Annotated in this window: 17 protein-coding genes and 1 pseudogene; 11 read left to right on the top strand and 7 right to left on the bottom strand. The window is 70.9% G+C overall.

Annotated elements, in window-relative coordinates; all coding sequences use genetic code 11:
- Nucleotides 1-6 precede the first annotated feature (6 nt).
- The 6 genes from ACZ4SW_RS04530 (at nt 7) to ACZ4SW_RS04505 (ending at nt 6,370) form a co-directional block, all read left to right on the top strand.
- Nucleotides 7-804, top strand: a complete 798-nt coding sequence (locus ACZ4SW_RS04530; protein WP_468237839.1) for a rhamnogalacturonan acetylesterase — start codon at nt 7-9, stop codon at nt 802-804.
- A 30-nt stretch (nt 805-834) separates the two neighbouring features.
- Nucleotides 835-2,157, top strand: coding sequence for a pectate lyase family protein (locus ACZ4SW_RS04525; protein ID WP_468237836.1), 1,323 nt, complete (start codon nt 835-837; stop codon nt 2,155-2,157).
- Between the two features lie 2 nt (nt 2,158-2,159).
- The gene (locus ACZ4SW_RS04520) at nt 2,160-3,281 is read left to right on the top strand and encodes a pectinesterase family protein (protein WP_468237834.1); all 1,122 of its coding nucleotides are present in this window, start codon (nt 2,160-2,162) and stop codon (nt 3,279-3,281) included.
- Nucleotide 3,282: 1 nt separating this feature from the next.
- Entirely contained in the window at nt 3,283-4,317 is a 1,035-nt protein-coding gene (locus ACZ4SW_RS04515; RefSeq protein WP_468237831.1) for a pectinesterase family protein, read from the top strand.
- Between the two features lie 45 nt (nt 4,318-4,362).
- Nucleotides 4,363-5,475 (top strand): right-handed parallel beta-helix repeat-containing protein, encoded by a 1,113-nt coding sequence (locus ACZ4SW_RS04510; protein ID WP_468237829.1) that lies wholly within the window; start codon nt 4,363-4,365, stop codon nt 5,473-5,475.
- A 100-nt stretch (nt 5,476-5,575) separates the two neighbouring features.
- Nucleotides 5,576-6,370 carry an HAD family acid phosphatase gene (locus ACZ4SW_RS04505; RefSeq protein ID WP_468237827.1) on the top strand — a complete coding sequence of 265 codons (795 nt, stop codon included), beginning with the start codon at nt 5,576-5,578 and terminating at the stop codon, nt 6,368-6,370.
- On the opposite strand, the gene ACZ4SW_RS04500 is transcribed toward ACZ4SW_RS04505, so the two are convergent.
- The 3 genes from ACZ4SW_RS04500 to ACZ4SW_RS04490 form a co-directional block, all read right to left on the bottom strand.
- The gene (locus ACZ4SW_RS04500) at nt 6,363-8,573 is read right to left on the bottom strand and encodes a glycoside hydrolase family 43 protein (RefSeq protein WP_468237824.1); all 2,211 of its coding nucleotides are present in this window, start codon (nt 8,571-8,573) and stop codon (nt 6,363-6,365) included. The genes ACZ4SW_RS04505 and ACZ4SW_RS04500 overlap by 8 nt on opposite strands.
- 124 nt (nt 8,574-8,697) lie before the next feature.
- The gene (locus ACZ4SW_RS04495) at nt 8,698-9,546 is read right to left on the bottom strand and encodes a hypothetical protein (RefSeq protein WP_468237821.1); all 849 of its coding nucleotides are present in this window, start codon (nt 9,544-9,546) and stop codon (nt 8,698-8,700) included.
- Nucleotides 9,543-10,100 (bottom strand): SigE family RNA polymerase sigma factor, encoded by a 558-nt coding sequence (locus ACZ4SW_RS04490; protein WP_468237818.1) that lies wholly within the window; start codon nt 10,098-10,100, stop codon nt 9,543-9,545. The genes ACZ4SW_RS04495 and ACZ4SW_RS04490 overlap by 4 nt, the downstream gene beginning before the upstream one ends.
- A gap of 255 nt (nt 10,101-10,355) precedes the next feature.
- On the opposite strand from ACZ4SW_RS04490, the gene ACZ4SW_RS04485 reads away from it, so the two are divergent.
- Entirely contained in the window at nt 10,356-11,807 is a 1,452-nt protein-coding gene (locus tag ACZ4SW_RS04485; protein WP_468237816.1) for an NCS2 family permease, read from the top strand.
- 112 nt (nt 11,808-11,919) lie between these two features.
- On the opposite strand, the gene ACZ4SW_RS04480 is transcribed toward ACZ4SW_RS04485, so the two are convergent.
- From ACZ4SW_RS04480 to ACZ4SW_RS04470, 3 genes and pseudogenes are all read right to left on the bottom strand, one after another.
- Nucleotides 11,920-13,380: a peptidoglycan D,D-transpeptidase FtsI family protein gene (locus ACZ4SW_RS04480; protein WP_468237813.1), complete on the bottom strand. Its 1,461-nt coding sequence runs from the start codon at nt 13,378-13,380 to the stop codon at nt 11,920-11,922.
- 99 nt (nt 13,381-13,479) lie between these two features.
- A pseudogene (locus ACZ4SW_RS04475) lies at nt 13,480-13,985 on the bottom strand (GNAT family N-acetyltransferase).
- 3 nt (nt 13,986-13,988) lie between these two features.
- Nucleotides 13,989-14,762: an IclR family transcriptional regulator gene (locus ACZ4SW_RS04470; RefSeq protein ID WP_200423233.1), complete on the bottom strand. Its 774-nt coding sequence runs from the start codon at nt 14,760-14,762 to the stop codon at nt 13,989-13,991.
- A 132-nt stretch (nt 14,763-14,894) separates the two neighbouring features.
- On the opposite strand from ACZ4SW_RS04470, the gene ACZ4SW_RS04465 reads away from it, so the two are divergent.
- On the top strand, nt 14,895-16,424 hold the full coding sequence (locus tag ACZ4SW_RS04465) for an aldehyde dehydrogenase (NADP(+)) (protein ID WP_468237811.1): 1,530 nt from the start codon (nt 14,895-14,897) through the stop codon (nt 16,422-16,424).
- Between the two features lie 147 nt (nt 16,425-16,571).
- Nucleotides 16,572-17,180 carry a DUF1349 domain-containing protein gene (locus tag ACZ4SW_RS04460; RefSeq protein ID WP_468237808.1) on the top strand — a complete coding sequence of 203 codons (609 nt, stop codon included), beginning with the start codon at nt 16,572-16,574 and terminating at the stop codon, nt 17,178-17,180.
- On the opposite strand, the gene ACZ4SW_RS04455 is transcribed toward ACZ4SW_RS04460, so the two are convergent.
- Entirely contained in the window at nt 17,175-18,536 is a 1,362-nt protein-coding gene (locus ACZ4SW_RS04455) for an MFS transporter (protein WP_468237805.1), read from the bottom strand. The genes ACZ4SW_RS04460 and ACZ4SW_RS04455 overlap by 6 nt on opposite strands.
- 88 nt (nt 18,537-18,624) lie before the next feature.
- Between ACZ4SW_RS04455 and ACZ4SW_RS04450 the strand changes: the two genes are divergently transcribed.
- Complete coding sequence (locus ACZ4SW_RS04450) at nt 18,625-19,620, top strand: GlxA family transcriptional regulator (RefSeq protein ID WP_468237803.1); 996 nt, start codon at nt 18,625-18,627, stop codon at nt 19,618-19,620.
- Complete coding sequence (locus ACZ4SW_RS04445; RefSeq protein WP_468237800.1) at nt 19,617-20,129, top strand: GNAT family N-acetyltransferase; 513 nt, start codon at nt 19,617-19,619, stop codon at nt 20,127-20,129. The genes ACZ4SW_RS04450 and ACZ4SW_RS04445 overlap by 4 nt, the downstream gene beginning before the upstream one ends.
- Nucleotides 20,130-20,142: the final 13 nt, after the last annotated feature.

Genomic DNA, 20,142 nt, shown 5'->3' with positions numbered 1-20,142 from the left:
ACCCTTGTGTCTCTTACGCGCAGACAAGTCTCCGCGGCGGCCCTTGCCGCCGTTCCCCTCGCCCTCGCGGCCACCGGTCCCGCCGTCGCCGCAGGCCGTCGCCGCACCCTCTACATCGCCGGCGACTCCACCGCCGCTCAGAAGTACGCCGACGCAGCCCCCGAGACCGGGTGGGGCATGGCGCTGCCCTTCTTCCTGCGGGAGGGGCTGGTCGTCGCCAACCACGCCGTCAACGGGCGCAGTTCGAAGAGTTTCATCGACGAGGGGCGGCTCGACGCCATCCTCGCCGTGACCCGGCCCGGCGATCTCCTTCTCGTCCAGTTCGGGCACAACGACGAGAAGGCCGACGACCCGACCCGCTACACCGAACCCTGGACCACCTACCAGGACCACCTGCGCCGCTACCTGGCGGGCGCCCGGGCGCACGGCGCGCGGCCGGTGCTCGCCACCCCCGTCGAGCGCAGGAGGTTCGACGCGGGCGGCAACGCCCTGCCGACCCACGGCGACTACCCGGCGGCGATGCGCGCCCTCGCCGAGGAGGAGCACGTCCCGCTGCTCGACATCGAGGCCCTGTCGCTCGCGCTGTGGCAGCGGCTCGGCGTCGAGGAGACCAAGAAGTACTTCAACTGGACGGCGACCGAGCAGGACAACACCCACTTCAACCCGCCCGGCGCGATCGCCGTGGCCCGCCTCGTCGCGGGCGAGCTGCTGCACCGGCACGTGCCGGCGCCCCGGGACGTCCGCCGGCTCCACGAGGACGTCCCCGAGTCCTGGATCACCTGGCCCCCGCCGCCCGCCGCGTAACCACCCACCCACCCCAAGGAGAGCCGCACCATGCGCTCACAGAAATGGCATGGGCATGCCATAGTCACGGCGACCGCGCTGATCGGCTGCACCGCCCTCGTCCTCACCGTGACCGGCCCCGCCGCATCCGCCGCCCAGCCCCGCGACCCCGGCCGCCAGACCCTGGCCGCACACGACGGCTGGGGCTCCTACGGCACCGGCACCACCGGCGGCGCGGCAGCCGACGCCGCGCACGTGTACACCGTCACCACCTGGGACCAGTTCAAGGCCGCCCTCGCCGACGGCGGCTCCGCGCCGAAGATCGTCAAGGTCAGGGGCACGATCGACGCGGACGGGCCGAGCTGCGCCTCCTTCGCGGTGCCCGGCTACGACTTCGACACCTACCTCAAGACCTACGACCCGGCGGTGTGGGGCCGCACCGAGAACCTGGACGGCGAGCCCGCCGACAGCCCCGAGGGACTGCGCCGCGCCTCCGGGGCCAACCAGGACAAGTACATCAAGGCCTTCGTGCCCGCCAACACCACCATCATCGGCATCGGCAAGGACGCCGGCTTCAAGGGCGCGAGCCTGCAGATCCAGGGCGTGGACAACGTCATCGTCCGCAATCTGAGCTTCGAGAGCCCCCTGGACTGCTTCCCGCAGTGGGACCCCACCGACACCGCCGACGGCAACTGGAACTCCGAGTACGACAGCGTGGACGTCTACGGCGGCACCCATGTGTGGATGGACCACAACACCTTCACCGACGGCGACCACCCCGACAGCACGCTGCCGTACTACTACGGGCGGATCTACGAGCAGCACGACGGCGAGATGGACATCGTCAAGGGCTCCGACTACGTCACCGCCTCCTGGAACGTCTTCGCCGACCACGACAAGACGATCCTCATCGGCAACAGCGACAGCGCCTCCACCGCAGCCGTGGACCGCGGGCACCTGAAGGTCACCTTCCACCACAACCTGTTCTCGAACCTGGTGGAGCGCGCCCCGCGCGTCCGCTTCGGGCAGGTCGACTCCTACGACAACCACTTCGTCGCGGGTGACGGCTACGGCTACAGCTACGGCATCGGCATGGAGTCCCAGCTCGTGGCCGAGCACAACGCGTTCACCCTGCCGGAGGGGGTGCAGCCCGGCCTGATCCTGAAGAAGTGGAAGGAGGCGCCGCTCACCGCCGGCGACAACTACGTCAACGGCAGGCTCACCGACCTGATCGCCGTGCACAACGCGCAGGTCCCCGGCGAGATCCTCCAGTCCGGCGCCGGCTGGACCCCGACCCTGCGGACCGACGTCGACCCGGCCCGGGCGGTACCCGGGATCGTCGACCACCGCGCGGGCGCCGGAAAGGTCTGCTGACCGTGACGGCCACCGTGGGACGCAGAGCCTTCCTCGCCGCGAGCGCCGGCGCCGCCCTGGCGCTCGGCCTCGCGGCCCCCGCACGGGCCGGCTCCGGCTCCGGCTTCGGCTCCGGCTTCGGCCGGTACGGCTCGCCGTCCGCCCGCCTCACCGAGAAGACCCTGTACGTCCACCCGGGCGGGGCGGGGGACTTCACCACCGTGCAGGCCGCCGTCACGGCGGCCGACGGCGACGGGTGCACGCTGGTGATCGCGCCGGGGACGTACCGGGAGACCGTCGTCGTGGACTCCACCCGCACCGGTATGACGTGGATCGGTGCCTCCGGGAACGCGCGGGACGTGGCGGTCGTGTACGACCGCGCCAACGGCACGCCCAAGCCCGGCGGCGGCACCTACGGCACGACCGGCTCGGCGACCACCACCGTGCAGGCCGACGGCTTCGCCGCCCGCGACCTCACCTTCGCCAACGACTTCCTGCGCGCCGACCACCCGGAGACCGCCGGCACGCAGGCCGTCGCGATCAAGGTGCAGGGCGACCGCAGCGCCTTCGAACGGTGCCGGTTCCTCGGCCACCAGGACACGCTGTACGCCGACTCGACGGCGCTCGGCACGTTCGCCCGACAGTACTACCGGGACTGCTACGTCGAGGGCGACGTCGACTTCGTGTTCGGGCGGGCCACCGCGGTCTTCGAGGGCTGCCACTTCCGCACCCTGAACCGGACGGACCTGTCCGCCGCCCCCTACGGCTTCGTCTTCGCGCCGTCGACCGCGGTCGCCGACCCCCGCGGCTACCTGGTGACGAGGAGCCGCATCAGCAGCGCGGCCCCGGACGCGTACTACAAGCTCGCGCGTCCGTGGGTGCCCGGCTCGGACCCCACCGCCCGCCCGATGCTGACCGTCCGGGACACCCACCTAGGCGCCGGCATCGACGCGGCCGCGCCCTACGCCAACATGTCCGACACCTACCCGTGGCAGAACCAGCGGTTCGCGGAGTACCGCAACACGGGTCCGGGAGCCGCGGTCACCGTCCCCGCCAACCGGCCCCAGCTTTCCGACACGGAAGCCCGGTCGGCCACCCGCGAGGCCTACCTCGGTGACTGGTCCCCCTGGCGGAAGGGGTGCTGACGTGGACCGGCGCACCCTGCTGACCGGGCTCGCCGGCGGCCTGCCGGCCGTCGGCACCACTCCCGCCTTCGCGTCCGGCGGACGCCGCGTGCTGCACGTCCGCCCCGGCGGTTCGGTGCAGGCCGCGGTGGACGCGGTCACCGGGCCCGGGTGGACGATCGTCGTCCACCCGGGCACGTACCGCGAAGTCGTCGACGTACCCGCCACCGCGGGCGAGTTGACCCTGCGCGGCGCCACCGGCGACCCCCGTGACGCCGTCATCGTCTACGACAACGCCAACGGGACCCCCAAACCCGACGGTTCCGGCAGCTACGGCACGGCCGGCTCCGCCACCTTCACCTCCGCGGCGCCGGGTCTGACCGTAGGCGACCTGACCCTCGCCAACGACTGGCTGCGCGCCGACCACCCGGAGATCACCGGCACGCAGGCGGTCGCGGCCCACGTCACCGGGGACCGCTCCCTCTTCCACCGCGTCCGGCTGCTGGCCCACCAGGACACCCTGTTCGCGGACACCACCGCGCTCACGTCGTTCGACCGGCAGTACTACCGGGACTGCTACATCGAGGGCGACGTCGACTTCGTGTTCGGGCGGGCCGCCGCCGTCTTCGAGGGCTGTCACTTCCACACCCTGGACCGGGACGTCGCCTTCACACCGAAGGGCATGGTCTTCGCGCCCTCCACGGCCCGCGCCAACCCGCACGGACTCCTCGCGGTCCGCTGCCGGGTGACCTCCGGCGCCGAGGACGGGGCGTACAAGCTGGCCCGGCCGTGGGTGCCGTCGTACGAGACGACCGCCCGGCCCTCGCTGGTCGTCCGGGACACCTGGCTCGGGCCCGGCATCGACGCGGTCGCGCCCTACACCGACATGCGGGACGCCTACCCCTGGCAGTCCATGCGCTTTCGCGAGTACCGGAACTCGGGACCCGGCGCCGTGATCAGCGCCCCGGACAACCGCCCCCAGCTCACGGACGAGGAAGCGCGGCTCCACACGCGCACCGCCTACCTCGGCGACTGGAGCCCCCGCCCGCCCCGCTGACGCACCACCCCCCACCCCTTCCCCGAGACGAAAGGACCGCACTCCATGTCTCGTCGCACCGCTCTCACCCTGGGCGCCGCCCTGGCGCTCGGCGCGGGTCTCGCCGTGCTCCCCACCCAGGCGCAGGCCGCGACGGTCGTCGTCGGCAACTCGACCGACCTGGCCGACGCCATCAAGAACGCCACCGGCGGCACCGTCATCCAGGTGCGCGGCGGCACCTACTACCCGACGGCGACCCTTCAGTCCACGGCCAACGGCACGTCCTCGTCGCCGATCACGCTCACCGCGTACGGCTCGGAGACGGTGAAGATCGACGGGTCGAAGCTGCCCTCCGGCTCCTGGATCTTCAAGCTGACCGCCGACTACTGGAACGTCTCGAACATCACCTTCCAGAACTCCCCGGACAGCGCGGTCGTCTGCCAGTCCTGCACCGGCACCCACTGGAACGACATCAAGACCATCAACGGCGGCGACTCGGGCTTCACGCTCACCGGCGACGGCACCGTGAACAACACGGTGAAGAACCTCGACTCCTACGGCAACTACGACCCGGCCGACCACGGACAGAACGCCGACGGTGTCGCCATCAAGTTCGGCTCGGGCACCGGCAACCTGGTCACCGGAGCCCGGCTCTACAACAACTCGGACGACGGCATCGACCTGTGGTCCTTCTCCTCGCCGGTCACCATCGAGCACACCTGGTCCTTCGGCAACGGCAAGAACCGCTGGAACGACCCCGCCTTCGAGGGCAACGGCAACGGTTACAAACTGGGCGGCAACGGCGTGACGGTCGCCCACGTTGTCAACAACTCGGCCGCCTGGGACAACGCGGGCAACGGCTTCACGGAGAACTCCAACACCGGCGCGATCGTCATCAACCGCACCACCGCCTACGCCAACGCCAAGTGGGGCTACTACTTCGCCACCAGTTCCGCGAAGCTCGGCAAGAACCTGGCGGTCGGCAACGGCGGCGGCCTGGTCAACAAGGGCTCCAAGGTGACGTCGGCAGGCAACAACTGGGACTCCGGCATCTCGACGCCCGCCTTCAGGTCCACGGACGCGTCGAGCACGTACAACGCCCGGAAGTCGGACGGTTCCCTGCCCGACACCACGTTCCTGACCACGGGCAGCACCACCATCGGCGCGACCATGAACTGACCCGGAAGGGTGACGGCGGGGGCCCGTTGGCCGGTCGGGAAGGTATCGATCGGGCAACGGGCCTCGCGCTCCCAGCGGTGACGCGCGTAGAAAACCTGTCATGCATAAGCCACTTCGCATCGCGGCCCTCGTCGCCGCCTGTGCCGTCGCCGGTGGAGCCCTCTACGGCGCCGGCGCGGCCACCGCCGGTCAGTCGACCGCGAACTCCACCCACGAGCCCTACAACATCGGGCTCCTGGTGAAGGACATCGACACCTACTACGGGACCACGGCCGACGCCGACGGTGTCTACCAGGCGTCCCCGGACAGCCCGTACGCCAAGGACCTGGCGCGCATCGACGCGGACGCCAAGCGCTACATCGACAAGGCGGCCCGCAAGGCGCACCACCGGGGCGAGAAGCCGGCCGTCGTCTTCGACATCGACGACACGCTGCTGCTCAGCCTCGACTACGAGAAGCGCTACAACTACACGTACAACTCGGCCACCTGGGCCGCCTACGTGAACCGGGCCGACCGCCCGGAGGTCTTCGGCAGCCCCGAACTCGTGCGGTACGCCGCGTCCAAGGGCGTCGAGGTCTTCTACAACTCGGGCCTGAGCGAGGCCCAGCGCTCCGCCGCGGTGCAGAACCTGAAGAAGGTCGGCGCCGATGTGAACCTCGACGCCGACCACATGTTCCTCAAGGACGCGGCCAACCCGCCGTCCTACCTGAGCGGCTGCGCCACCCCGGGCGCCTGGAAGTGCACCACCGTCCAGTACAAGTCCGGCACCCGCGAGCACATCGAGGACCTGGGGTACGACATCATCGCCAACTTCGGCGACCAGTACTCCGACCTCGACGGCGGCCACGCCGACCGGACGTACAAGCTGCCCAACCCGACGTACTTCGTCAGCTAGGCCGCACCGGTGGTACCGACCGCAGGGTCGGTACCACCGGCTTGATCGTGCCGTCGGCCGCGAACTCCATGCGGTCGACGGTCGTCTCCCGGTGCATGCCGTCCCCGCCCGGCCTGCCGGGGCCGTTCAGCGCGAACCGGTGGTAGACGATGTACCAGTCGTCGGTGCCGGGCACGTTCACCACGGAGTGGTGGCCGGTGCCGAGGATGCCGTACTCGGGGCGCTTGGACAGGATCGTGCCGCGCTTGGTCCACGGGCCGAGCGGGGTCGGGCCGGTGGCGTAGGCGACGTGGTAGTTCTCGCTGCGGGTGTCGTCCTCGGACCACATGAAGTAGTACGTGCCCTTGCGCTTGATCATGAAGGACCCCTCACGGAAGTCGTCCGTGGTGATCTCCTTCACCTTGGACGCGTCGTACGACGTCATGTCCGCGTTCAGCGGGACGACGTACGCGTGGCCGTTGCCCCAGTACAGGTACGACTGCCCGTCGTCGTCCGTGAAGACCGCCGGGTCGATCATCTGGCCCTTCAGGCTCCCGCCCTTGGCGACCAGCGGCCTGCCCAGCGCGTCCTTGAACGGGCCCGCGGGCGAGTCGGCCACCGCCACGCCGATCTGCTGCTCGGCGCAGAAGTAGAAGTAGTACTTGCCGTTCTTCTCGGCGATCGTCGGCGCCCACGCGTACTTGTCCGCCCACGTCACGTCCGGGCCCAGGTCGAGGATCACCCCGTGGTCCTTCCAGTGGACGAGGTCCTTCGACGAGTACGCCTTGAAGCTGGTGCCGCTCCAGCCGTTGTAGCCGTCACTGGTCGGGTAGATCCAGTACTGGCCGTCCAGGTAGGCGACGTCCGGGTCCGCGTTCAGGCCGGGCAGGACCGGGCTGCGGGTCGGCACCGCCTCCACCGTCCAGGTGCGCTTCGTGCCGTCGGCGGCCGTCACGGTGTACGCCTGCGGGGTGCGGAAGTCGCGCCGGGTCCCGGACGGCGGGGTGACCGTCGCGCCCTCGCCGACCCACAGCTTCGGTGCGAGGTGGCGCAGGTCCGCGTGCGGGTCCATCGGCAGGACCACCTTGCTCGAGGCGTCGGTGACGACCGCGTACCCCTTCTGGCCGGGCGCCGTCGCGTCCACGACCGAGGTGCCGGTCGCCGGGTACGCGGCCAGGAGGCGGTCGTACTCCGCCTGCGTCACCGGGAGCACGGTGCCGTGCCGCGGGCTCGCCGGGAGCTGGTAGTCCGTGGACGGGGTCCACTTGCCCGAGTCCAGGTCGGTCGTCTCGAAGGGGACGTAGCCCCGGCCGCCGTACTCGTCGATGAACAGGTACCACTTCTTCTCGGTGTTGGACTTGAACACCGTCGGGCCCTCGCCCTGGCTGATCGCGCCGCTGCCGATGCAGTCGGCGACGAAGTCGTACTTCGTCGAGGTCAGCGACGTCGACTTCTCGGCGGTGATGAACTTCGAGCAGGGGGAGCTGGAGGACGGGTCCCGTTCGTCCTTGGTGTAGCGGTAGTACGTGTCCTGGTACTTGACGACCGTCGAGTCGATCACCGAGTAGCCGGGGTCGTCCCAGACCTTGGGCGCGCTGAAGGTGCGGAAGTCCTTCGTCGTCGCGTACAGCATCTTGTTGTACGTCGAGCCCGTGTGGTCCGGGTCGTCGTCGGCGTACAGCTTCGACGCCCAGAAGACCACGTACTCACCGAGGGAGTCGTCCCAGTAGGCCTCCGGCGCCCAGGTGTTGCCCGCGTTGTCGGGCGCGACCTTCACCAGACGCTGGTCCGTCCAGTGGACCAGGTCGGTCGACTCCCAGATCATGATCGACTTGCTGCCGTGCCGCTGGACGTAGTCCCAACTGCCGCTGCTGTTCTTGTACATCCTGAGGTCGGTGGCGATGAGGTAGAACCTGTCGCCCTCGGGCGAGCGGATGACGAACGGGTCGCGCAGGCCCTTCTCGCCGATCGTGGACGTCAGGACCGGCTTGCCGCCGTTCAGTTCACGCCAGTGCAGGGGGTCGTCGCCGCGGCTGAGCGCGTAGCGGATCTGCTCTCCGTCGGCGGTGCCCTCGCCGGTGAAATAGGCGAACAGGTAGCCGGCGTACTTGGGGTGGTTCACGGGCGGTGCTCCGGAGTGTGCGGGGCTGGGTGGCGCGGCGAGCAGGCCCAGCAGGAGGGCGAGGAAGGGGAGCAGGAGCGTGCGGGCGGTGCGGCGTCGCATGACACATCCTGTGGGAGTCTGATGGATTCTGTTGGTCAGGCTGCCTTCGGAGTGTCACCAGTGGGGGACAGCACGTCAATCGGTGCGTGAGGGATCCGAGGGGACCGAAACTTTCGATCGGTTCCTACGAGGCGTCGCCCGCGCTGCCCTGGTGCGCCGCGAAGCCGCCCTTCACCGCGAGCTGTTCGCCGCCCGCCGTCGCAGTCATCGTGTAGCTGTCGTTCCCGGCGTCCCGGCCGCCGCGGCGGTGGTCGTACTGCCCCGCGAACACCCACTGGCCCGCCGGGACCGTACGGCCCGCCTTGAGCGCCCAGGTGTAGACGAGGAAGCCGTCCCTCTCGGCGACCGTGAACGTGAAGTCCTGCTCCGGCAGGGACCGCCAGGCGCCCGTCGAGGACACCCCGCCGGTCTGCGCCACCTTCAACTCGACGGTGAGCGCGGTGAGTTCCTCGCTCGTCTTCAGGGTCAGGTCGCTCTGCGACCAGAAGTCGTTGCTGTGCGGGTCCACCGAGCCGTCCGACCACAGCGGGCCGTCCTGGACACCGGAGGCGGGCGGCGGGGCGGTGGCGGTCGCGGAGGCCGTCGGGGCCTTCGAGCCGGGAGCGGTCGGCTGCCCGGAAGCGCGGGGGCCGGCGGTGGGCGACGGCTCGGCCGGGCGGACGGGTGCGCGGCTCGTCGCGTCCGGGGACGGGGCCGGCGTGGGGGAGACCGCGACCGTCTGCCGCGCGGGGGTGTCGTCCTTCACCGCCGAGGCGACCGCATAGCCGCCCACCGCGAGGACGCCCGCGACCCCGGCCGTGGCGCCCACGACCCGCACCCAGCCCCACAGCGGCGGACGCGTCGCCCGGCGGCTGGGACGTGACGGCGCGGCCATGCCGCGCTCGACGCGGGCCAGGATGCGCGCGCGGTCGGGCTCGTGCGCCTCCGCCGCCGTGTGCAGCCGGGCGCGCAGCTCGTCGTGCACGTCCCTCATCGGTCCCTTCCTCCGGTGCGCACCACCGCGGCCTGAACACGCCGAGGGGCTTCGGCGGTGCCCAGCAGCCGCTGCAATTCGGCCATTCCCTTCGACGTCTGGCTCTTCACCGTACCCACCGAGATGCCCAGCGCGAGCGCCGTGTCCTTCTCGGAGAGGTCGAAGGCGTGCCGCAGCACGACGCACGCCCGTTTGCGGAACGGCAGGCGGCGCAGGGCCTCCTGGACGTCGACGACCGCCGGCACGTCCGGGTTCTCGGCCCTCTCCTCGCGCTGCGACCAGAAGAGAGTGATCCGGCGGCGTTCGCGCACCGCGCTGCGGATCCGGGTGCGGGCCAGGTTGGCGACCACCCCGCGGGCGTAGGCCACCGGGTGGTCGGCGGCGCGCACCCGGTCCCAGCGGTGCCACAGCGCGAGCAGCGCATCGGCGGCCAGGTCGTCGGCGGCGTCCGCCTCGCCGGTCAGCAGATGGGCGAGCCGGGCCAGCTCGGCGTGGTGCCTCTCGAAGAAGGCGTGGAACTCCGCGGAGGCGGCGTCGTCGACGACAGTGCCCACGGGCGACCTCTCCTCGCTGCGGCTCCGGCACCTCTGCGGGCACCTGTGTGTGTCGTGTAAGTGCCATGTGGACGTCCGGAGTGCGGTCCGGGACGAGATCCGGAAGCGTAGCAGCGTTCGTACGGAGCTTCGAACGTCGTATGGCGGGCCGAACTCTCCGATTCCGTAACACGGGGAAAACCTGAAAGCGATTCACCAGGGGAACAATCCAGCCAGCATCCGCACCCGTTCGCCAGGCAGCCAAGGAGTCTCCTCATGCCCGACCCACAGAAGGTGGTCACCCGGCCGAGCGCCGCGCCCTCGGCGGTGCACGGTCTCGACCGGTTCTTCAGAATCTCCGAACGCGGCTCCACCTTCGGCCGTGAGATACGCGGCGGCTTCGCCACGTTCTTCACCATGGCCTACATCCTTGTCCTGAATCCGATCATCCTGGGCAGCGCCAAGGACAAGTTCGGCCACCACCTGGACACCGGCCAACTGGTCACGGCCACGGCACTGGTGGCCTGCGTGATGACGATCATCATGGGTGTCGGCGGCAACCTGCCGCTCGCCATCGCCGCGGGCCTCGGCCTCAACGCCGTCGTCGCCTTCCAGCTCGCCCCGCTGATGAGCTGGTCCGACGCCATGGGCCTCGTCGTCATCGAGGGCGTCCTGATCTGCGTCCTGGTGCTCACCGGACTACGGGAAGCGATCATGAACGCGATCCCGCAGCAGCTCAAGCAGGCCATCGGCGTCGGCATCGGCCTGTTCATCGCCTTCATCGGCTTCGTCGACGCCGGGTTCGTCAGCCGCATCCCGGACGCCGCGAACACCACCGTGCCCGTGCAGCTCGGCGCCGTGGGCCGGCTGACCGGCTGGCCCGTCCTCGTCTTCTGTCTCGGCGTCCTGCTGACCATCGCGCTGCTCGCCCGCAAGGTGAAGGGCGCGATCCTGATCAGCATCGTGACCATGACGATCGTCGCGATCGTCGTCAACGCCGTCGCCGACATCAAGAGCTGGGGCCTGACCACCCCGAAGGTCCCCGACAAGGTCGTGGCGACCCCCGACTTCGGACTCGTCGGTCACTTCAGTCTGTTCGGCGCCTTCGGCGAGACGAGCGCCATCACCGTCGTCCTGCTGATCTTCACACTGATCCTGTCGGACTTCTTCGACGCCATGGGCACCATCGTCGGCATCAGCGCGGAGGCCGGGCTGCTCGACGAACAGGGCCAGGTGCCGGGCATCGGCCGCGTCCTGTTCATCGACGGCGCCGCCGCCGTCGCCGGGGGCGTCGGCTCCGCCTCGTCCAACACCGCGTACATCGAGTCCGCCGCCGGCGTGGGCGAGGGCGCGCGCACCGGGTTCGCCAACCTGATCACCGGCGGCCTGTTCGGTCTCGCGCTGTTCCTCACCCCGCTGCTGACGATCGTCCCGCTCCAGGCCGCGGCACCTGCCCTGATCGCCGTCGGCTTCCTGATGATGACGCACGTCAAGCACATCGACTGGGACCGGTACGAGATCGCCATCCCGGCGTTCCTCACCATCGCCGCGATGCCGTTCACCTACTCGATCACCGACGGTATCGGCGCCGGGTTCCTGTCCTACGTCGTCATCAAGACGGTCCTCGGCAAGGCCAAGGAGGTCAACTGGCTGCTGTGGGGCGTCTCGGCGCTGTTCCTGGTGTACTTCGCGATCGATCCGGTGGAGCAGATCCTCGGCGTGCGGTGATTCCGGGGGACGCCGCGTTCGATTGCGGCGTCCGGGAACGCCGCATTCGATTGCGGCTGCGCCGCGGGCCGAACCCCCGGCCGGGGCATCGCCGGCCGGGGGCTTGTGGCACTCAGCTCTTGAGCGCCGCCTGCATCATGGCCTTGGCCACCGGCGCCGCCAGCCCGTTGCCGCTCACCTCGGAACGTGCCGCGTCCGACTGCTCGACCACCACCGCGACCGCGACCTGCTTGCCCGTCGTGCCGGACGCGCCGTACGCCGTGAACCAGGCGTACGGCACCTGGCTGTTGTTCTCGCCGTGCTGCGCGGTACCGGTCTTGCCGCCCACGGTGACGCCCGGGATCCGGGCGTTCGTGCCCGTGCCCTCCTTGACGACCGTCTGCATCGCCGACTGGAGCTGCGCGGCGGTCGAGGGGCTGATGACCCGCTTCGTGGACGTGTCGTTGTCGTAGTTCTTCAGCACATCGCCACCGCTGTCGGTGATCTGCGACACCATATGCGGACTGACCAGCTCACCCCCGTTGGCTATGGCCGCGGAGACCATGGCCATCTGGAGCGGGGTGGCGGTCACATCGAACTGGCCGATGCCCGACAGAGCCGTCTGCGCCTGGTCCATCTTCGAGGGGTACACGCTCGCGTACGCCCGTACCGGCACGTCCAACCGGTCGTCGTTGAAGCCGAACTTCTCGGCCATCGCCTTCACCTTGTCCTGGCCGAGGTCGACGGCCATCTTGGCGAAGACGTTGTTGCACGAGTACTCCAGGGCGACCCGGATCGAAGCGTTCCCGCAGGGGGCGGAGGGGTTCTCGTTGGACAGCTTGTCGGTCGACAGCGGTAGCCGGTACGGGTTGGGGCTGTCGGTCTTCTGGTCCACCGACGAGTAGAGCCCGTCCTCCAGCGCGGCGGCCGCCACCACCAGTTTGAACGTCGAGCCCGGCGGCAGGGGCTGGCGCAGCGCGCGGTTGGTGAGCGGCTTGTCCGGGTCGGCGCCCAGCGCCTTCCAGGCCGCGGCGGCGGTGTCGGCGTCGGTCAGGGACGACGGGTCGTAGGACGGGGTCGACACGACCGCCAGGATCCGGCCGGTCTTCGGGTCGATCGCGACGGCCGCGCCCTTCTTGTCGCCGAGCGCGTCGTACGCCGCCTTCTGCACGTCCGGGTCGATCGTCGTGACCACGTTGCCCGGTTCGGCCCGCTGGTTGGTGATCGTGTCCATGGCCGTCTTCAGGCGGGGGTCCGTGCCGTTGAGCAGGTCCTGGTAGATGCCTTCGAGTTGGGTCGGGGCGTAGCTCTGCGAGGCGTATCCCGTCACCGCCGCGTACAGCTTGCCGTCGGTGTAGGTGCGCTTGTACGCGAGGTCGCTGCCGCCGCCCGAGGGCGCCGATCCGGTGATCGACCGTCCGGCCACGATGATGTTCCCGAGCGGCCGCGAGTACGTCTCGATCGCGTTGCGCCGGTTGTCACTGTCGTCCGCGAGCGCCTTGCCGTCGTAGAACTGCACCCAGGTCGCCCTCACCAGCAGGGCGAACACCAGGAACAGCACGAAGACGGAGGCGCGCCTGATCGTCTTGTTCATCCCGCCGGAAAGACGAACGGGACCGTCCTGATCGTTCCCGAACGTCCCACTTCTCATCGGATGCTCATGATGCGCCGCCCGGATCCCACCGGCCCGGCCTCACCCCTCGAGCGTCAGCACCACCTCGTCGATCTCCGCCCCCCCCGCGCGTTCGCGTACCCCCTGGCCCGCACGCTCTCGCGGAACCCGCACTTGTGAAGGACGCGCAGCGACCCCGCGTTGTCCGCCGCCGCCCGTGCGTACAGCGGGCGGTCCGGCACCTCGGCCACCAGTCCCCGCAGCGCGGCCGTCGCCACGCCCCGGCCCCGGTAGGCGCGGTCGATCCAGTACGTGACCTCGCGCTCGCCCGGTTCCCCATACTCCCCCGAGCTCTTCGAGCAGGGGGTACCCCCAGCCGTGCTCCCCACCACGTCGCCGTCCGCCAGGACCGTGCGGGCGAGGACGTCGGACGAGGACCGTATCTTCTGCCAGTGGGTGTTGAAGACGTCCGGGTCGGCAGGGTCGCCGGGGGTGAGCGCGGCCATCCGGACCGCCTCGGGATCGCTCATGTGCCGGTAGAAGACGGGCAGGTCGCTGTCCTGGATCTCGCGGAGCACGACCTCCATGGTTCACAGCCTCCGGGTGGCGAGCGTCAGACGGTCCCTCGCGTCGAACAGGGCGTCCTTGATCATCTGTTCGTGGGCCGGGGTCAGCCGGGCCACCGGGACCGAGCAGCTGATCGCGTCGCGGGCCGGGGTGCGGTAGGGGATCGCGACGCCGAAGCAGCGCAGCCCCAGCGTGTTCTCCTCCCGGTCCACGGCGAAGCCCTGCTCCCGGACCTGGTGCAGCTCCTCGATCAGCTTCTCACGGTCCGTGATGGTGTGCTCGGTCAGCGCCGGCAGCGTCTCCGGGAGCATCTTGCGCACCTGCTCGTCCGTGTACGTGCTCAGCAGCGCCTTGCCCAGCGACGTCGAGTGCGCGGGCAGCCGGCGCCCCACCCGGGTGAAGGGCCGCAGGTAGTGCTGCGACTGGCGGGTCGCCAGATACACCACGTTCGTGCCGTCGAGCCGCGCCAGGTGGATCGTCTCCGTGGTGTCGTCCGACAGCCGGTCCAGCGTCGGCCGGGCCGCCGCCACCACCTCGTCGCCGTCGATGTACGACGTGCCGACCAGCAGCGCCCGCACCCCGATGCCGTAGCGCGTGCCCGTGGCGTCCGTCTCCACCCAGCCCAGCTCCACGAGTGTGCGCAGCAGCATGTACAGGCTGGACTTGGGGTACCCGACGGCCTCCTGCACGGAGGCCAGCGAGTGCATACCGGGACGGCCGGCGAAGTACTCGAGCAACTCGACCGTCCGCACCGCGGACTTGACCTGCGCCCCGCCGCCTGTCTCGCCTGCCGACATCGCGCTTGACCCCTTCGTTCGCCGGGAAATAGTCTCCGAGCAGCATATTCATCATCAGAGACAGCGTTCAGTATATCGAACACCTCTGAGGACGGCGTAAGAACTGCGGCATGACATCTGGAGGGACCCGCGGTGGCAGCAGCACCAGTCTGGAGTGTCGACCCCCGTACCGGGAAGCAGCGTGAACAGGTTGCGGTGGAGGCCACAGCCGACGAGGTGGACGCCGCTGTCCGGGCCGCCCACGAGGCACGCGGATCCCTCGCCGACCGCACGGTCCGCTCCGCCTTCCTGCGCGCCGCGGCCGAGGAGCTTCAGGCGGCCGAGGACCAGCTCGTCGAGGCGGCGGACGCGGAGACCGCGCTCGGCCCGGTCCGGCTGAAGGGTGAACTCGCCCGCACCTGCTACCAGCTCCGCGCCTTCGCGGACATCGTCGACGAAGGCGCCTTCCTCGACGTCGTGATCAACCACCCCGACGACACCGCGACCCCGCCGATCCCGGACCTGCGGCGCTACAAGGTCCCGCTGGGCGTCGTCGCCGTGTACTCGGCCTCCAATTTCCCCTTCGCCTTCTCGGTGGCCGGCGGCGACACCGCGAGTGCGCTCGCCGCGGGCTGCCCCGTCGTCGTCAAGGCCCACCCCGACCACCCGGCGCTGTCCGAACTGGTCGCCGCGGCCCTGCGCCGCGCCGCCGAGCGGCACGGCATCCCCGAGGGCGTGCTCGGGCTCGTCCACGGCTTCCAGGCGGGCATCGAGCTGATCAAGCACCCGCTGGTCGCCGCCGCCGGGTTCACCGGCTCCGTCCGCGGCGGTCGCGCCCTCTTCGACGCGGCGGCGGCCCGCCCCGTCCCGATCCCGTTCCACGGGGAACTCGGCTCCCTCAACCCGGTGGTCGTCACGGAGGCCGCAGCCGCCGAGCGCGCCGAGCAGATCGGTGCGGGGCTCGCGGGCTCCATGACGCTGGGCGTCGGCCAGTTCTGCGTCAAGCCGGGCCTGGTCCTGGCCCCGACGGGTGCGGCGGGCGACCGCCTGGTGAAGTCCCTGACCGAGGCGGTCGGCGACACCGAGGCCGGTGTCCTGCTCGACCACCGCATGCGCGACAACTTCATCGCCGGGGTCGCCGAGCGTGCGGCCCTCCCCGAGGTGGAGGCCCCGGTCACCCCCGGCCCCGGAGGTGAGCACGGCGTGAGCGCGGGCTTCCTCACCGTCCCGGCCGAGAAGCTCACCACCGAGGGCGAGCACGACCTGCTCCTGGAGGAGTGCTTCGGCCCGATCACGGTCGTCGCCCGCTACGAGGACGAGGAGCAGGCCAAGCGCGTCCTGGGCCGGCTCCCCGGCAACCTCACCGCGACGGTGCAGATGTCGAGCGAGGAGGCGGCGGGGGAGGGCCGAGGCGCGGAGATCCTGCAGGAGCTGACCCCGCTGGCCGGCCGCGTGCTCGTCAACGGCTGGCCCACCGGGGTGGCGGTCGCGCCCGCGCAGCACCACGGCGGTCCCTACCCGGCGACCACGTCCACGTCCACGTCCGTCGGCGGTACCGCCATCGAGAGGTGGCTGCGGCCGGTCGTGTACCAGAACGCGCCGGAGGCGCTCCTTCCGCCGGAGCTGCGGGACGACAACCCGCTGGGGCTGCCCCGGCGGTTCAACGGCCGTCTGGAGCGGTGACGGTTTCCTCGCGCGTCACGCCGTAGGGGGCGTCGGGGGCGCGGCGGCTCCGTGGCCGTTCGCGCCCGTCGCGGAACCACAGGCCGTCACAGCCCCGCGCCCCCGAAAACAGCCGCCCGTTGCCCCCGGACCTGGGACACTGCGCCAATGGACTTCGAACTTCCCGAACTCCCCTTCATCCTCCGCACATACGGGCCCGACGGTGACTGGTCCTACGAGGACGGGGTGCTCACCGGCTGGGCGGGAGCCCGGCAGGATCGATTCGTGCCGCCCACCGGCGAGTCCCTGGACGCCGCCTCCGACGCGCCCCGGCTGCTCGGGGCGCCGGAAGGGGACTTCCAGCTCATCGCCCGCGTCACCGTCGGTTTCGCCGCGGCCTTCGACGCCGGTGTGCTCTACGTCCACGTGGGGGAGCGGGCGTGGGCGAAGCTGTGCCTGGAGTACTCGCCGGACGTGCCCACCGTGTGCACCGTGGTGACGCGGGGGCACTCCGACGACGCCAACTCCTTCACCGTGGAGGGGAGTTCGGTCTGGCTCCGGATCAGCCGGACCGGCCGGGCCTTCGCCTTCCACGCCTCGCGGGACGGGAAGCGGTGGACGTTCGTCCGGCTGTTCACCCTGGGCGACGAGAAGGAGACGGATGCGGCGCTGGTCGGCTTCATGACCCAGTCGCCGATGGGGGAGGGGTGCGTGGTGACGTACGACCGGATCGAGTACCGTCCGCACTGGCCGCAGGACCTGCGGGACGGTTCATGAGGAACCGGCCGAGCGCCGCAGGCGCAGCGTGGCCACGGCCGTCGTGGTGAACAGCACCGCCGACACCGCGAGCCCCCACCGCATCCCGGCCTCGAAGCCCCCGCCCACCAGCGCACCGAACACCGCGATGGCCAGGCCCCCGGCCACCTGTCGGGCCGAGTTCAGTACGCCCGCCGCGAGACCCGCACGGTCCGGGGGAACCGCCTCCATCATCGTCGCCGTCAGCGGCGGCACCGTGAGGGCGCATCCCAGGGCCGTCGGGACCAGCAGGACGGCCGCCGCGGCGGACGGCGTCGACGTGTCGACGGACAGCAGGAGCAGCAGCCCTGCCACCGCCAGCCCCTGCCCCAGCAGCATCGGCACCAGGGCGCCGTACCGCCCCGCCAGCTTGCCCGACAGGATGTTGGCCACCGGGATCAGCCCCGTCATCGGAAGGAACAGCAGCCCGGCGGACAGCGCGGAGCGCCCCTGGACCTGCTGGAAGAACAAGGAGAAGAGGAACACCACACCGTAGAACGCCACGCTGCACGCCGCCCCCGCCGCGACGGCCACGCGGACGTGCCGGCTGCGGAAGAGCCCGAGCGGTACCACGGGGTGTGCCTGCCGGGTCTCGATCCGTACGAACGCCGCACCCGCGAGGATGGCGACCGCCAGCGCCGCCAGGCCTGTCGTACCGCCCTCGATCACCGCGAACGTCAACGCGGCGAGAGCCACGACCGCCGTCAGTTGACCGGGGACGTCCAAGGGCGCCGGCCGTGACGGCGAGCGCGGTGTGCGGAGCAGCGACAGCAGCGCCAGTGCGCCCACCGGCAGATTGATGAAGAAGATCCAGCGCCAGTCCCACGCCGTCGTCAGCGCCCCGCCGGCCACCGGGCCCAGGGCGACCGCCACCGAACCGCCCGCCGCCCACACGGCCACGGCGCGCGCCCGCCGCGCCGCGTCCGGGTACGCCTGCCGCACGAGCGCGAGGGAGGCCGGCAGGACCACGGCCGCCGCCGCGCCCTGCACCACCCGTGCCCCGATCAGCAGCGCCAGGTCCGGTGCTGCTCCGCATGCCGCCGACGCCAGAGTGAACACGGCGATGCCCGCCCCGAAGGCCCGGCTCGCCCCGGCCCGGTCCGCGAAGGCCCCCGTCGACAGCATGAGCGCCGCGAACGCCAGCGTGTAGGCGTCGACGACCCACTGGAGCCCCGACAGACCGGACTTCAGCTCGGTCCCGATGGCCGGGAGGGCCACGTTCACCACGGAGGCGTCGAGCGTGGTGATCGCGAAGCCGAGAAGGGCGGCGGTCAGGGTGAGCGCGGCCGCAGCCGATCCCAAGGTCCCTTCCGAGCCGTCTATGTGAGTCTTCGTCATCGCCTGATTCGTTGACATGTTTTCACTCTGCGGATCTCCGGCGGCGTAGAGTAGTGGCCCGAATGCCATACGTCCGGAGGTTTTGGCCATGGCCGACGAGCGAGGGGCCCGCCGGGTGGCCGTCATCGCGGCGTCCCCCGTCTCGATGTTCAACCTCGCCATCCCCGAGCTGCTGTTCACGAAGACCGAGGTCGACGGACACCCGGGCTACGAGGTGGTCATCTGCGCCGCGGAGCCCGGTCCCGTCCCCACCACCGGCGGCCTCGACCTGTACGTGCGCCACGGCCTCGAGGCCGTGCGAGCGGCCGACACGGTGCTCGTCGCGGGGACCGGGTCGGCGTACGCTCCGGACCCGCGGGTCGTGGCCGCCCTGCGCGATGCGGGCGCCGCGAACAAGCGCATCGCCTCCATCTGCACCGGCGCCTTCCTGCTCGCCGAGGCGGGCCTGCTCGCGGGCCGCCGCGCCACGACGTACTGGGAGCACGCCGACGAGCTGCGCACGCGGTACCCGGAGGTGGACCTCAAGGGAGACGTTCTGTACGTCCAGGACGGCCAGGTCGTGACATCGTCCGGATACGCCGCCGGAATCGACCTGTGCCTGCACATCATCCGCACCGACTACGGCGCCGCCGCCGCCAACCGGGTCGCCCGGCTGGCCCTGGTCGCCCCCGTGCGTCCCGGCGGCCAGACCCAGTTCACCCAGACGCCGCTGCCACCCGAACGGGGCAACGCCTGCGCCGACACCCGCGGCTGGGCCATGCGCAACCTCGACAAGCCGCTCACGCTCACCGATCTGGCCCGGCACGCGGGCGTCAGCGTGCGCACCCTCACCCGCCGCTTCCACGCCGAGAGCGGGGTCAGCCCACTGCAGTGGCTGCTCCACCAGCGCATCGAGCGGGCCAAGGAACTCCTGGAGACGACCACCCTGCCCATGGACCGGATCGCCCAGGCCTCGGGCCTCGGCACCGCCGACTCGCTGCGCGCTCACCTCGTCCGGCGGACGGGCCTGACGCCGAGCGCCTACCGCGCCCAGTTCAGCCGCCTCGGAACCGCTCCCGACGCGGCCACGTCCTCCGTTGCATGATCGAAGAGCGTGTGACCGGGAGCCGGGTGATCCGTACCGCCCTGCCCGCAGAGGCGCCGGCCGTGGCCGAGCTGCATGCGCGGGCCCGGGCGACGTACTACCCGGACGGCCTCCCGCAGGACGGTACCGACCCGCTCGCCGCCTGGCGGGCCGCCATCGAACGGCCCGACGGGCATGTGCTGTGCGCCGTCGAACACGGCCGCATCGTCGGCGTCGCGTGCTTCCGCACCCCGCAGGGAGCCCCCGCCGACACGGTCAAGCTCTTCCAGTTCCACGTCGACCCCGATCACTGGCGCCGCGGCATCGGCGCCGGGCTGCACGCGGCCTGTGTCGAGGAGTGGCAGGCGGACGGCAGGCGGACGGCCGTCCTCGACGTGCACACGGACAACCGACGCGCCCAGGCCTTCTACGCCCGCCACGGCTGGGTCCCCGACCCGGAGAACCCGCCCGCCGAGGGCGACCACCACCTCCACCTCCGGTACTCCGTCCCCGGTGTCCCCCGGGAATGAAACCGGAGCGCTT

This window comes from Streptomyces sp. NPDC028331 (assembly GCF_055565775.1).
This window is presented reverse-complemented; position numbering and strand designations above follow the sequence as displayed.